Source organism: Coprococcus sp. AF38-1, assembly GCF_003603945.1.
In the GTDB taxonomy this organism is placed as follows: Bacteria; Bacillota; Clostridia; order Lachnospirales; family Lachnospiraceae; genus Coprococcus; species Coprococcus aceti.
The window spans coordinates 13654-27609 of the sequence record NZ_QVGO01000004.1 but is presented as its reverse complement, the minus strand read 5'-3'; the positions used below and the strand labels follow the sequence as shown (position 1 = coordinate 27609).

The following is a 13956-nucleotide window of genomic DNA, read 5'->3' as shown; positions in this document are numbered from 1 at the left end:
TAGATACAGGAGACCAGACGATGAAGGGAATAGTTGAACAGTATGCTCGTGGTGAGTTTAAGGTTGACAGACCAGCGGTAGCCATATCAGTCAGCAAGATAGAATTGAATATCGAGGCGGGAACTGTGTATGATGGAGAGTTTACAGTGGATTCTTCAAACAGTTGTGCAGTGAAACTGATGGTATACGACAGCCGCTATATACTGGATTTCAAGAGTCACACATTTGTGGGCAGGAAGAACAGAGTCAGCTATTCATTTGACGCCCGAGGAATCGAGCAAGGCAAATCCTTCAAGGGTCATATAAATATAATCACTGATGGGGGAGAGTTTATAATCCCTTATCATATAGCTATAGTCGCTCCATATATTCAGGTCGAGGGTAAGAAGCTCGAGGATCTGTTCCAGTTTGCAGCATATGCAGAGGAGAACTGGGAGGATGCCATAAGGATATTCGGAAGCGAGGATTTTGTGCGCACTTTTATAGGCAGGGATGAAAAGCTTCAGAGGGTGTATGACACACTGGGAATGTCACTGTCCATAGGACAGGCCATGGAGGAATTCCTTGTGTATACACACAAGAAGAGGGCACTCACACTGTCCGTGGCTCAGAACGATCTGCTGGTTGAGATGCCATCCGAATTGGTCAGGGCATCGGTTACGATCACCAAGAACACCTGGGGCTACACGAATACCAAGATAGCATCGGACTGCGATTTCCTCATACCGGAGACCAGCGTGCTGAAGTGGAACAGCTTCGATGGCAACACATTTGACCTCAGTTTCCTCATAGATCCGCAGAAGATCCACGACGGGGAGTCATCGGGTTACATTTATATATGGAACACTTATCAGAATATGAGAATACAGGTGAGCATCAGAAAGCCTGAGGTCATCAAGATGACTCCAAAGAGCAGGCAGACGAGATTCACCATCAAGAGGGCGGAGGAGGCTCTGATCCGTGCATATATTGACTTCAGAACGGACAAGATCGATCTGAAGAAGTACATAGCGGAGACCAGGGATGCCCTGAATACCCTTATAAAATACAGACCGGAGTATGGAATGTACAGGCTGGGACTGCTTCATATGCAGATTCTGGAGGGACACACAGAATTTGTCGAGCAGGAATTCCTGAGAATAGATGCGGACGCCAATTTCACCAGCATGGAGGACATGGAGAAGTGTTATCTCAGTTACCTGAAGTCGCTTCTGCGCAGGGAGAAGTTCATCATAGACAGAACTGCTGCCATGGTCAGAGAAAGATTTGAGGCAAATGACAAGAACAGGCTGTTCTATTTCTGGATACTGTTATTTGTGGATGTGAATTATACAGAGGACAAATGGGTTCTCTACGAGGATATACAGAAGCTGTTTAACTCAGGTGTAAACAGTCCGGTAATATACTTTGAGATATGCGACATGTTCAACAAGCAGCCTCTCATGATGAAGAAGATCGCACCGCTTGAGATCGCAGCCCTCAGATGGGGCATGAGAAATGAATTTGTCTCAGAGGATGTCATCGTGGAGTTTGTCAAGACTGCTTCGAGACAGAAGGATTTTGACGAGCAGGCATTTAAGATGCTTGAGCAGATATACGATATGAGGCATGACAGGACGACTCTGGATGCCATTTGTGGAATACTGATCAAGAATAAGATGTACGATCCGTGTTATCACAGATATTACAGTGACGCATCGGACAAGGATCTCAAGTATGTTGGTCTGAATGAATGCTTTATCAGGAGCATGGACAAAAACCACTACGATGAGATACCGGAGGCTATACTCAGATATTTCAGTTACAAGAACGTTTTGACGGACGAGGAGCTGGCGTATATATATGCAAATGTCATCATGAACAAGGAGAACCAGAAGTCGGTGTACAGGGATTTTGTCCCTGCCATTGAGCGTTTCATGGAGAAGATGATACTTCAGGGGAATGTGAGCGATGACCTGACAGTCATATACGATGAATTCCTTGATCCTGATACGGTGAAACCGGAATTTGCCACAAAGCTCATCAACATAATATTCAAGAGAAAGTTCGTGTGTGATAATGAGAATATAACACACATACTGGTATCCCACAGTGAGCTTGGCGGAGAGGTCAAGGTTCCGGTGGTTAATGGTGAGGCATATGTAGAGATAATATCGCCGTCTGCCATAGTCACACTTCTGGATGACAACGGCGGCAGATATGTGAGCACCGTACAGTACAGAATGGAGAGAATCGTAGACGAGAGGAGCTATCTGGACATTTGTCACGAGTACAGTCCAAGGGATTACAGATACCTGTTGTTCCTCTACAACGATATAGATATATTTACACACAGGGATGCAAAGGAGATAAATCTTGCCAGAGATATCGCACTCTGCCCTGAGGTGAGCTACAGGGTGAGACAGGAAGCGCTTACCCATATGGTTGAGTATTATCATGAGAATTTCGATGCGGACATTCTCGGAAAATATTTGTCCAAGATAGATCTGGATTACGTGGATCCTTCATATGCTTCCAGGATAAATACATATTATATAGCTCTGGATATGTATGAGAATGCATTTGAGGGAATGTACAGATTTGGCTATGTGGATGTGGATATAGATGAGCTGATCAAGATAGCCGAGTTTGGAATCGATGACAAGAGATACGATGAGAGCAGGCTGCTCATATCCATATGCGTGTATATATACAGGAGAGGGTACGCCGGACAGAAGATACTGTCATATCTCATCAACAATTACAACGGATCACTCGAGGAGATGGCAAATCTCTTCAAGTCGGTCAATTCAAATTACAGAAATATTGATATGCTGTCTGAGAACATACTCGCACAGATGATGTTCGCGGACGGATATATAGAGTCCATATACGATATATTTGAGGTGTACTATCGCGGCCGCAGCCGAGGCATGGTGGTGAAAGCTTTCCTCAGATATTGCGCGCACCAGTATTTTATAAAGGATCAGAAGATCCCTTCATATATAATGGAGGATCTGTACAAGGAGATCGCCAAGGGCAATATAAAGGACGAGATATCCAGAATGAGCCTGCTGTATTATTTTAGCAACCGAAGTGGACGATACACTGAGGAGCAGCGGGAATGGATCAAGGCAAATGTAAAACAGTTTATAGAATACAGCAAGATACTTCCGTTCTTCAGAAAATTTGAGTCAATCGTAAAGCTGCCAGGGGATATGAGATTCAAGACATATGTCATATTCAAGGGAGAAAGCGGAAAGCAGGTATGGGTCAGCTACAGCTTTGGCCAGGAGAGCAGCAGTATGGCAAACTACAAATCCGAGAGGATGAATGAGATAATTCCGGGAGTGTATGTTAAGGAAGTTGTCGTATTCCACGGAGAGTCGCTTGTCTACTCCATCGATGGAGTGGTTGGAACTTCAGTCGTGGTTGAGAGCGACATACTCAAAAATGAGACATTCCATAAGGATGGAAGCAGCAGCTTTGAACTTATCAATAGCATGCTGGTTAGCCAGGAGACAAGAAATGACCATGAGCTCATACAGGCAATGGACACATATCTGTACAACAGCCATTTCTTCGACGCCAATTTGATGTTGCTTTAACTTTTTGATTTTTCACAAGGAGGGGCATAATTTATGTCTGACACACAGTTATATCTGGGTCTGGATCTTGGCCCGGAATATGCACAGCTTAGTTATTATAATGTTGACACGCGGGAGCCGGAATCGGTGTACCACAAGGAGGCGAGGGATACATATATGCTCCCTAACATCATGTTCTACAGCGCGTACAACAAAAAGACGGATGACGGACAGAGTGAAGCTTACAAGTTCATAGATCTGGCTGGCTGGTGTGCAGGGGCGAAGGCTTCAGCCTGCAGGTTCGAGGAAAATGGAACGGTTGTGGATCAGGTGTATGAGCGTACCCTGAGAAATGAGAATATAGAAGTTGCGGGGCGTAATTATAAGGCGGGAGATCTTCTTGTGAAGATGATGATACTGCATATAAGACAGTTTACCGAGCAGTTTGAGGGTTTTGTGATAAAGAAACTGACAGTCACAGTGGCTGACACAGATCCGCGCATCATAGCTGCAGTCAGAGGACTTAAGTCGGCACTCCGTCTGACCCATGACCAGTTTAATATAGTGAGCCATCTGGACAGTGGCCTGTGCTATATATTTGCACAGCCTGAGCCGCTCAGGAATAACAGCGTGGGACTGTTTGATTTCGGCAGGAGCGGGCTGGATTTTTACAGGATAGATATGACAAGGAAATATCCTTTGATAGTGACCGTTGAGCATGTGAACTTCCATGACAGGATGAACATGAAAAGATTTGGAAAATACCATGAGGATATGGATGAGGCATTTGCGGATATAGTTAAGGAATGTATGTCACAGGTGTTTATATCCTCTGTATTCCTCACGGGAATAGGATTTGCTGACAACTGGATGAAGCAGTCGGCGGCGGTCCTGTGTCAGGGCAGAAGGGTATTTGTTGGACAGAATATATATACAAAGGGTGCATGTTACAGATCGCTTGGCGGTGTGTACACGGAGGCGCTCAGCAGATATTTTATAGATACGGAGCAGACGGTCAAGACAAATATCGGAATAAATCTCATGGATGAGAAGAAGACGTTCTGGCCGATAGCATACGGCGGGCTTGAGTGGTTCAACACCCGCGGAAGCATAGAGGTATTCCTCGACAACACAAGAAGGATACAGATCGTATACCAGGATATACTGACTGAGGAAGAATGGCGGGAGACTGTGGAGATATACGGGCTTCCGGCGAGACCAAAGAAGACGACAAAGCTGTCGATATCCGTGGAGTATTATGGTGCGGATAAGGGCGCGATAGTCATCCGTGATCTTGGATTTGGAAGTTTGTATCCTACCACAAATAAGATATACAGAAAAGAATTTGACATAGAAGCCATCAGGAGAAAGCATGCGGAGAAGCTTGAGGCAGCGCGAAGGGAAGAGGAGCTCAGGATACGCATGGGTGACACCGAGGAACTGAGAGGCGAAGATCCGGCGGTGGAGCATGGTAATGCAAAGACGGTGGAAGCCGAGCAGGAGGTACATGAAGAGCCTGTGGTATATTACGGAACAGCGTCACCTGTGGAGCCGGAGACTGTGGAAGAGCCGGACGATTTCGGAACGGAAGCAGAGGATGTTGTGGAAGAGATTGATGACGATGCGGCGGATATGACGGAGGCTGAAGAGTTAGAAGATGATGCGGTCTCTGATCCTGAGAACATTTCAGATGAAATTGATGATGACGAAACGGAATCAGTGGATGCTGCATATGAGGTAGATGATGACGAAACGGAATCAGTGGATGTTGCATATGAGGTAGATGATGACGAATCAGAATCAGATGACATTACAGACGATGCAGATGACAGCGAGACTGAGATCGACGAGTCAGAGCCGGACGATGAAGAAACCATAGATGAAGAGGATCTGGATGACGAAGATTCCGATGAGTATGAGCAGAGTGCGTTCAGCATCCCGTCATACCTCAGAGGACAGCATTTTGATCCGGGAGAGTGATACACATATGAGTGGAATTATTATTTGTAAGACAAAGACAGCGGACAATCCGTACACATTCCTCAATACGAAGATAACCATATATTCATATGAGGAGCTGTGCTACTACATATTCAACAATATGGTGCTCATAGGTAAAGACGACCTTGCGGACAGACTCAGCAACTGGCTGAGAACGGCCATAGACATGGAGGATCTTGCGGACAAGATAGACGCGCTCAATGCCAAGAATGCGTATATCCAGGATATCATGGTGGAGATACTTACATTTGGTGAGTTCTACAGCAAGGATGAAGTGAAGGAATTCATGGACGAGTGCAAGAGGATCAGGACTCTCAAGCCGTATGAGCTGGACAAGAAGAGAGCTGACAGCTACATGATGTACAAGCATTACATCAAGGCTGACGCCATATACGATGACATCATAGAGTACAAGGAGTCACATGGTGAGTACGATGAGTTCCTTGGAAATATATATCACAACAAAGGCGTTGCGCTGGCGGGCAATCTTCAGCTTGAGGAGGCAAAGGATGCTTTCATCAGAGCATTTGCGCTGAATAAGAACAATGAGTCATTGATAGAATACTTCTGTGTAATGGCGGTGACGGTGGACACGGCGACACTCCAGAGGGAGATAAGAAAGCGCGGTATGCCGGCCGGATTCCTGGACGATCTGATGAACGAGATCGCTGATTCAAAGGAGGATGTACATGAGATGTCCATATACAACAAAGTCCAGAAGGCTGTGTACAACAGAATGCACGGCGACATAGAGGACTATGACAGGCGTATGAATTCCATCCTGAGTGCACTCAAGGATCAGTTCAGAAACCAGATAGGATGACTTTGTGCTTGACGTACAGCCAGCCTATGTTGTACTATCACAATGAATAAAGAAGATATATGCAAATGCTGTGACGAAGAGGAGTAGCATGTGGAGTCAGACAGAGAGAATGGTTCGTGGGCTGTGAGACCGTTCCTGACAGAGATTTGTGAAGGTAGCTTCTGAGCTGCATGGCTGAAAGATCATGATAAGGATAGGCCATGCCGGGGCGTTCCCGTTATAGGATAAGATGAGATACAAAACAAGGTGGTAACGCGAATATTTACTCGCCCTTCTGACAGAATGTCCGGAGAGCGGGTTTTTTTGTGAAAAATTTTGTAAAAGTATATATCAACATGTAAGAGATCAGGAAGAATAGAAAGGAAGAATGAGATGAAAGAGTTAGAGAAGACATATGATCCTTCCCAGATAGAGGACAGACTCTACAGAAAGTGGGAGGAGAAGAAGTATTTCCACGCAGAGGTTGACAGGAGCAAGAAGCCATTTACGATCGTAATGCCGCCTCCAAATGTAACAGGACAGCTCCACATGGGACATGCCCTGGACAATACCATGCAGGATATACTTATCAGATTCAAGAGAATGCAGGGTTACTCAGCACTGTGGCAGCCTGGTACAGACCACGCAGCCATCGCAACCGAGGTCAAGGTTACAGAGAAGCTGAAGGAGCAGGGAATAGATAAGAAAGAGATCGGCCGTGAGGAGTTCTTAAAGCATGCATGGGCATGGAAGGAGGAGTACGGCAATCGTATCGTGAGCCAGCTCAAGAAGATGGGTTCATCCGCGGACTGGGACAGAGAGCGATTTACCATGGACGATGGATGTTCCAAGGCAGTCAAGGAAGTATTTGTAAGACTGTACGAGAAGGGCTACATCTACAAGGGCTCAAGGATCATCAACTGGTGTCCTGTATGTAAGACTTCCATATCAGATGCTGAGGTTATACATGAGGAGCAGGACGGATTCTTCTGGCATATCAACTATCCTGTAGTTGGAGAGCCTGGAAGATTTGTGGAGATAGCAACCACAAGACCGGAGACACTTCTCGGAGATACAGCCGTTGCAGTAAATCCTGACGATGAGAGATACACAGATATAGTAGGAAAGATGTTGGAGCTGCCACTTACAGACAGACAGATCCCGGTTATCGCAGATCCATATGTTGACAAGGAGTTTGGAACAGGATGTGTAAAGATCACACCTGCACATGACCCTAACGACTTCGAGGTTGGAAAGCGTCACAATCTTGAGGAGATAAATATACTGAACGATGATGCAACCATAAATGAGCTCGGAGGCAAGTATGCAGGCATGGATCGCTACGAGGCAAGAAAGCAGATGGTGGCAGACCTTGACGCACTGGGATTTCTCGTAAAGGTAGTTCCACACAGCCACAACGTAGGAACACATGACAGATGTAAGACAACTGTAGAGCCTATGATCAAGCCTCAGTGGTTCGTCCGCATGAAGGAGATGGGACAGGCAGCACTTGACATCATCAAGACCGATGAGCTCTCATTTGTGCCTGAGCAGTTTGACAAGACATACATCCACTGGCTTGAGAACATTCGTGACTGGTGTATATCAAGACAGCTCTGGTGGGGACACAGAATCCCTGCATGGTACTGTGACGAGTGCGGCGAGACCATCGTCAGCCGTGAGACACCTACAGTATGTCCAAAGTGCGGATGTACACATCTCACACAGGATGAGGATACGCTCGATACATGGTTCTCATCTGCGCTGTGGCCATTTTCAACACTTGGCTGGCCGGACAAGACACCTGAGTATGAATACTTCTATCCTACAAGCGTGCTTGTAACCGGATACGACATCATATTCTTCTGGGTAATCCGCATGGTATTCTCAGCACTTGAGCAGACAGGCAAGAGCCCATTCAAGCATGTGCTGATCCACGGACTTGTAAGAGACGACCAGGGACGTAAGATGAGTAAGTCACTTGGAAATGGTATTGACCCGCTTGAGGTTATAGATAAGTACGGTGCAGATGCCCTTCGTCTGACACTTATAACAGGAAATGCTCCTGGAAACGACATGCGTTTCTACTGGGAGAGAGTTGAGAATTCCAGAAACTTTGCAAATAAGATCTGGAACGCAACACGTTTCATCATGATGAACATGGAGAAGGCAGATTTCACAAATGTGAAGCTGTCTGACCTGACAATAGCTGACCGCTGGATCCTGTCCAAGGTCAACACACTTGCAAAAGAGATGACAGACAACATGGAGAAGTTCGAGCTTGGTATCGCTGTATCCAAGGTGTACGACTTCATCTGGGAGGAGTTCTGTGACTGGTATATCGAGATGGTTAAGCCTCGTCTCTACAACGATGAGGATGAGACAAAGGCAGCAGCACTCTGGACACTTAAGACAGTTCTGATCCAGGCACTTAAGCTTCTTCATCCATACATGCCATTCATCACAGAGGAGATCTTCTGCAACATTCAGGACGAGGAGGAGTCGATCATGATCTCCAAGTGGCCTGAGTATACAGACGAGTGGAACTTTGAGGCTGACGAGGCCGCTGTTGACACTATCAAGGCAGCAGTCCGTGCCATCAGAAACCTTCGTACAGGAATGAACGTACCACCTAGCAGAAAGGCAAAGGTATATGTCGTATCTGCAAAGGAGGACGTGAGACATATATTTGAGTCATCAAAGAGCTTCTTTGCCACACTGGGTTATGCCAGCGAGGTACACGTTCAGGAGGACAAGACAGGAATCGATGAGAATGCAGTATCAACACTGATCCACGATGCCGCTGTATACATTCCTCTTGAGGAGCTTGTGGATATCGACAAGGAGATCGAGCGACTTGAGAAGGAGGCTGCTAAGCTTGCCGGAGAGATCAAGCGTGCATCAGGAATGCTTGCAAATCCAAAGTTCGTTGACAAGGCCCCAGCCGCAAAGGTTGAGGAGGAGAAGGCAAAGCTTGCCAAGTACACTGAGATGTCTGAGCAGGTTGCCGAGCGTCTTGCACAGCTTAAGAAGTAATTATAAGGTCCCGACAGACGGAATTGGCTTTTCGCCTGCCGGGATCTTCGTTTTTATTGTGTCGATGAGACATTTCCTTCATATCATATAACAGAAGAGGTTTTTCTGTCGGTATGAAGGAGGTGGAGAAATGGGATTCACAAGTATTCCCATACGCAACATCATACGTGAAGCTGTTGCAAGGGGCGGCATAATAGTGGATGTCAGGGACCGCGATGAATTTCTGGAGGGACACATCCCCATGGCGGTAAATATTCCATTTGAGTTGATAGAAGCGAGGGAGTATACTCTTCCCAAAAGCAAATATCTGCTGGTATACTGTGCTCATGGGGTGAGCAGCATGAAGGCTGCGCTCATCATGAGCGAGGATGGATACAGAGTTATCAACACGGTGGGAGGCCTGGCGCAGTACAGAGGCCCGCTCACAAGACAGAGATAGAACAAATATACAACCCACAGAAAGGGCAGGAAATGAGTAGAGTAGAACTTATAGCTCCATGTCATTTTGGACTGGAGTCGGTACTGAAAAAAGAAATACTTGATCTTGGATACGAGATAGTCCAGGTGGAGGACGGAAGGATCACATTTGCCGGAGACGAGAGTGCGATTGCAAGGGCAAATATTTTTATAAGGACAGCCGAGCGTATCATGCTTAAATGTGGCAGCTTCAAGGCCGCCACATTTGACGAGCTGTTCGAGGGAACAAAGGCCATCGCCTGGGAGAAGTATCTGACAAGGGATGCAAAATTCTGGGTGTCCAAGGCGACATCAAACAAGAGTGCACTCTTCAGTCCATCGGATATACAGTCCATAGTCAAGAAGGCTATGGTTGAGAGATTGAAGCAGACATACAGAGTGTCATGGTTCACGGAGGATGGCGCAAGCTATCCGGTGAGAGTATTTATATTCAAGGATATAGTGACCATAGCACTTGACACGTCAGGTGTGTCACTTCACAAGAGGGGATACAGAAAGCTGGTTGGAAAGGCTCCTATATCGGAGACGCTGGCGTCCGCGCTGATCATGCTCACGCCGTGGCACAGCGACAGAGTCCTTGTAGATCCGTTCTGCGGAAGTGGAACATTTCCGATAGAGGCGGCCATGATAGGCGCACACATCGCACCGGGAATGGACAGGGAGTTCACGGCCCAGGAGTGGTCCAAGATCTGTGACAAGAAGATATGGTACAATGCGGTGGATGAGGCTCATGATCTCATAGACCGCGATGTGAAGATGAACATACAGGGATATGATCTGGATGGCGATATGGTGAAGTGTGCCATGGAGAATGCCAGGGCAGCAGGAGTGGAGCAGCACATCCATTTTCAGCAGAGGGATGTGAAGGATCTGAGAAATCCGAAGAAGTATGGATTTATAATCACAAATCCACCTTACGGAGAGAGACTTGAGGAGAAGGAGGCTCTGCCTGAGCTGTACAGGACCATCGGCGAGAGCTATAGGAGTCTTGATGACTGGTCAATGTTCCTGATCACATCGTATACGGATGCGGAGAAGTATATCGGCAGAAAGGCCGACAGAAACCGCAAGATATACAACGGAATGATAAAATCATATTTCTATCAGTTTATGGGACCGAAGCCGCCTAAACGAAGGAGAGAAGAAGCTTGAAGAAATTTGTATATATAATTCTGATCCTTGCCATAGGTGCTCTGGCGTATTACGGAACAAAGGAGCCGTCGGGACGTCTGGAGAAGAACGAGGAGGATCAACACGCAGTTTCCGGCATGTCTGAGAAGCTTGCGGGCGATTACAATGAAGCGGGACTCACACTGTATGTAAATGGCAGTGAGGTGGAAGAGGACGAGTACAAGCCGTATGTAAGCAATAATCTTCACCTTATGATGCCGCTGAAGATGCTCAAGGATAAGATGAAGTGCACATACATAGAGTATGTGAATGGCAGTATCGTGATCAAGAGGAATGAAGGAGTCGCCAGACTGGTGCTTGATTCCCAGGATGCAGAGCTGGACGGCAAGGACGTGAAGATCGCGGATGCGCCGATAAAGAAGGATGACGAGACATTTGTCCCTATAGAGTATATAGCGGACACGCTTGACTATACATGTGAGTACAATTATGACACAGGCCGTGTATCCCTGCAGAAGGTCGGTGAGGACAGTAAGCTGCCGGCCGCCTACGACATGAGAAAAGAGGGCAGGGTCACAGAGGTCAGAGACCAGGGAGACTCGGGAACATGCTGGGCATTTGCGTCGCTGGCTGCGCTTGAGACAACTCTTATGCCGGATGAAAAGCTGCAGTTCTCTGTGGATAACATGACCATGAACAACGGATTTGGCGTTGAACAGTTTGAGGGTGGCCAGTACAGGATGAGTATTGCATATCTTGCATCCTGGAAGGGACCGGTTCTCGAGAAGGATGATCCGTACGGGGATGACAAGACGAACTCCAAGCTTAAGGCCGTGAAGCATTTGCAGGAGGCGGAGATAATTGACGACAAGAATCTGAAGGCTGTGAAAGAGGCAGTGTACACCAAGGGCGGTGTGGAGACTGCGATATACAGCGATATGATAGATGCCGACAGTAGCTCGGAGTATTACAACGAGGAGACTCATGCGTACTATTATGATGGTTCAGAGGGAATCAACCACGATGTGGTAATAGTAGGATGGGATGACAATTACAGCAAGAACAACTTTAACAAGGCGCCGAAGAAAGATGGTGCTTTTATCTGTAAGAACAGTTGGGGAACCGAATTTGGCGAGGATGGATATTTCTATATATCATACTATGATGCGCATATTTGCGAGACCAGTGTTGTGTACACCAGACTTGAGGGTGCAGACAACTACGATAAGATATACCAGTCGGATAAGCTGGGCTGGGTAGGAGTCCTTGGATTTGACCAGGAGGATGCCTACTTTGCAAATGTTTACACGGCAGGCAAGAGCGAGGAGCTCAAGGCTGTGTCATTCTATGCTACTGATGCAAAGACGACATATGAAGTATATGTGGCTACAAATTTTGAGAACACTGACGATCTGGCAAATAAGAAGCTTGTCGCGTCAGGCGAGATGGAGTACGCAGGATACTACACGGTCAACCTGGATGATGTGGTCAAGCTCCCGGATGAAAAGAAATTTGCGGTCATAGTACATATAACCACGCCGGGCAGCAAATACCCGATAGCCATAGAGTATGATGCGGATTCCATGACCGACAGCTTTGACATCTCCGATGGAGAAGGCTATATAAGTCTGTATGGAAATCAGTGGTACAGTGCGGAAAAAGAGAGAAAATGTAACGTCTGCCTCAAGGCATTTACGGATAAGACAGAATAAACAGGAAGTGTATGTAAGCTGTGGGAAAGGAGAACTATTATGGACAAGCTGATATTTGCAACGGGAAATGAAGGAAAGATGAAGGAGGTCCGCATGATACTTGCGGATCTTGGTTATGAGATACAGTCCATGAAGGAGGCTGGGATCAACATAGATATAGTTGAGGACGGACAGACATTTGAGGAGAATGCTCTGATCAAGGCGAGAGCCATCAGCAAGGCAAGCGGATGCCTGGTGCTTGCGGATGACTCAGGACTTGAGGTCGATTACATGGACAAGGCGCCTGGAATATACAGCGCGAGATTCCTTGGTGAGGACACATCGTACAGGATAAAGAACCAGTACATAATAGACAAGCTGGCCGGGGTTCCAGATCCTGAGAGGACAGCAAGATTCGTGTGCGCTATAGCAGCAGTGTTCCCGGATGGAAGCGAGTACACAGAGCGGGGAACCATAGAGGGAATCATAGGCTACGAGGAGCGCGGCGAGAACGGTTTCGGGTATGACCCTATATTTTACCTTCCAGAGCTGGGCAAGACCACTGCGGAGCTTGATCCTGAGGAGAAGAACAAGATCAGTCACAGGGGAAATGCACTGAGACTGATGAAGAACGTCATCAGAGCGCACAGGGAGAGTAAGTGAGAATCAGGAATAAATCAGTTAATGATCAGTGGGATCGATGGATTCTCGTTAGGAGGAATAGATGAAAGTACTGATAATAAGTGACACTCATGGCAAGAGTAGCTGCTTAAAACAGATACACGATATAGTTGGCGACGTGGAAATGCTGATACATCTCGGAGATGTTGAGGGAGATGAAAAGCTGATACATGATCTGTTTGACTGTGAGATCCACATGGTGAGGGGCAACTGCGATTACAACCCGGAGCTCCAGATATATGACGAATTCAACATCGGAGATAAGAGGGCATTTATAACGCATGGACACAGGTATGGTGTGAACAGCGGTATTTCATATCTGGAGGAGCTTATCGACACGGAAGGATATGACTTCGTAATGTATGGACACACCCACCGCCGTGACCTGACGAGCTACAAGGGTTCATATATAGTGAATCCGGGAAGTCTGGCTCTGCCGAGGGACAACAGAGTTGGAACGTATATGCTGCTGGACTTTGACCAGCACGGAACGCCGTTTTTTGCGCAGAATGAGCTGCCGAGGGTAGAGTCGAATGTGTCAAGTTTTCGAAGAAAATTTGACATGTAGCAT

General features: G+C 46.8%; 9 protein-coding genes and 1 other annotated feature. All 9 genes read left to right on the top strand.

The annotated features are described in order from the left end of the window. The first annotated feature begins 20 nt into the window (after positions 1-20). The 9 genes from DW025_RS06520 (at position 21) to DW025_RS06480 (ending at position 13953) form a co-directional block, all read left to right on the top strand. Positions 21-3587: a DUF5717 family protein gene (locus DW025_RS06520; RefSeq protein ID WP_119999248.1), complete on the top strand. Its 3567-nt coding sequence runs from the start codon at positions 21-23 to the stop codon at positions 3585-3587. 33 nt (positions 3588-3620) lie between these two features. Then, a complete protein-coding gene (locus tag DW025_RS06515) occupies positions 3621-5546 on the top strand; it encodes a DUF5716 family protein (protein WP_119999246.1) in 1926 nt (641 codons plus the stop codon). A gap of 7 nt (positions 5547-5553) precedes the next feature. After that, positions 5554-6390: a hypothetical protein gene (locus tag DW025_RS06510; protein WP_117549702.1), complete on the top strand. Its 837-nt coding sequence runs from the start codon at positions 5554-5556 to the stop codon at positions 6388-6390. Between the two features lie 61 nt (positions 6391-6451). Then, positions 6452-6667 (top strand) — a binding site (T-box leader). Positions 6668-6762: 95 nt separating this feature from the next. Continuing rightward, positions 6763-9405, top strand: a complete 2643-nt coding sequence (locus DW025_RS06505; RefSeq protein WP_119999244.1) for a valine--tRNA ligase — start codon at positions 6763-6765, stop codon at positions 9403-9405. A gap of 130 nt (positions 9406-9535) precedes the next feature. Continuing rightward, positions 9536-9844: a rhodanese-like domain-containing protein gene (locus DW025_RS06500; protein ID WP_117875111.1), complete on the top strand. Its 309-nt coding sequence runs from the start codon at positions 9536-9538 to the stop codon at positions 9842-9844. A 32-nt stretch (positions 9845-9876) separates the two neighbouring features. Next, complete coding sequence (locus tag DW025_RS06495) at positions 9877-11034, top strand: THUMP domain-containing class I SAM-dependent RNA methyltransferase (RefSeq protein WP_118017954.1); 1158 nt, start codon at positions 9877-9879, stop codon at positions 11032-11034. Beyond that, on the top strand, positions 11031-12725 hold the full coding sequence (locus DW025_RS06490; RefSeq protein WP_119999243.1) for a lectin like domain-containing protein: 1695 nt from the start codon (positions 11031-11033) through the stop codon (positions 12723-12725). The genes DW025_RS06495 and DW025_RS06490 overlap by 4 nt, the downstream gene beginning before the upstream one ends. Before the next feature lie 39 nt (positions 12726-12764). Next, entirely contained in the window at positions 12765-13367 is a 603-nt protein-coding gene (locus DW025_RS06485; protein ID WP_119999241.1) for an XTP/dITP diphosphatase, read from the top strand. Positions 13368-13428: 61 nt separating this feature from the next. Next, positions 13429-13953, top strand: coding sequence for a metallophosphoesterase family protein (locus tag DW025_RS06480; RefSeq protein ID WP_119999239.1), 525 nt, complete (start codon positions 13429-13431; stop codon positions 13951-13953). Positions 13954-13956: the final 3 nt, after the last annotated feature.

What these genes read in the sequence shown, in the direction of transcription:
- DW025_RS06510 (WP_117549702.1), top strand. Translation starts at nt 5,554, where the DNA reads ATGAGTGGAATTATTATTTGTAAGACAAAGACAGCGGACAATCCGTAC.
- DW025_RS06515 (WP_119999246.1), top strand. Translation starts at nt 3,621, where the DNA reads ATGTCTGACACACAGTTATATCTGGGTCTGGATCTTGGCCCGGAATAT.
- DW025_RS06495 (WP_118017954.1), top strand. Translation starts at nt 9,877, where the DNA reads ATGAGTAGAGTAGAACTTATAGCTCCATGTCATTTTGGACTGGAGTCG.
- DW025_RS06480 (WP_119999239.1), top strand. Translation starts at nt 13,429, where the DNA reads ATGAAAGTACTGATAATAAGTGACACTCATGGCAAGAGTAGCTGCTTA.
- DW025_RS06505 (WP_119999244.1), top strand. Translation starts at nt 6,763, where the DNA reads ATGAAAGAGTTAGAGAAGACATATGATCCTTCCCAGATAGAGGACAGA.
- DW025_RS06520 (WP_119999248.1), top strand. Translation starts at nt 21, where the DNA reads ATGAAGGGAATAGTTGAACAGTATGCTCGTGGTGAGTTTAAGGTTGAC.
- DW025_RS06500 (WP_117875111.1), top strand. Translation starts at nt 9,536, where the DNA reads ATGGGATTCACAAGTATTCCCATACGCAACATCATACGTGAAGCTGTT.
- DW025_RS06485 (WP_119999241.1), top strand. Translation starts at nt 12,765, where the DNA reads ATGGACAAGCTGATATTTGCAACGGGAAATGAAGGAAAGATGAAGGAG.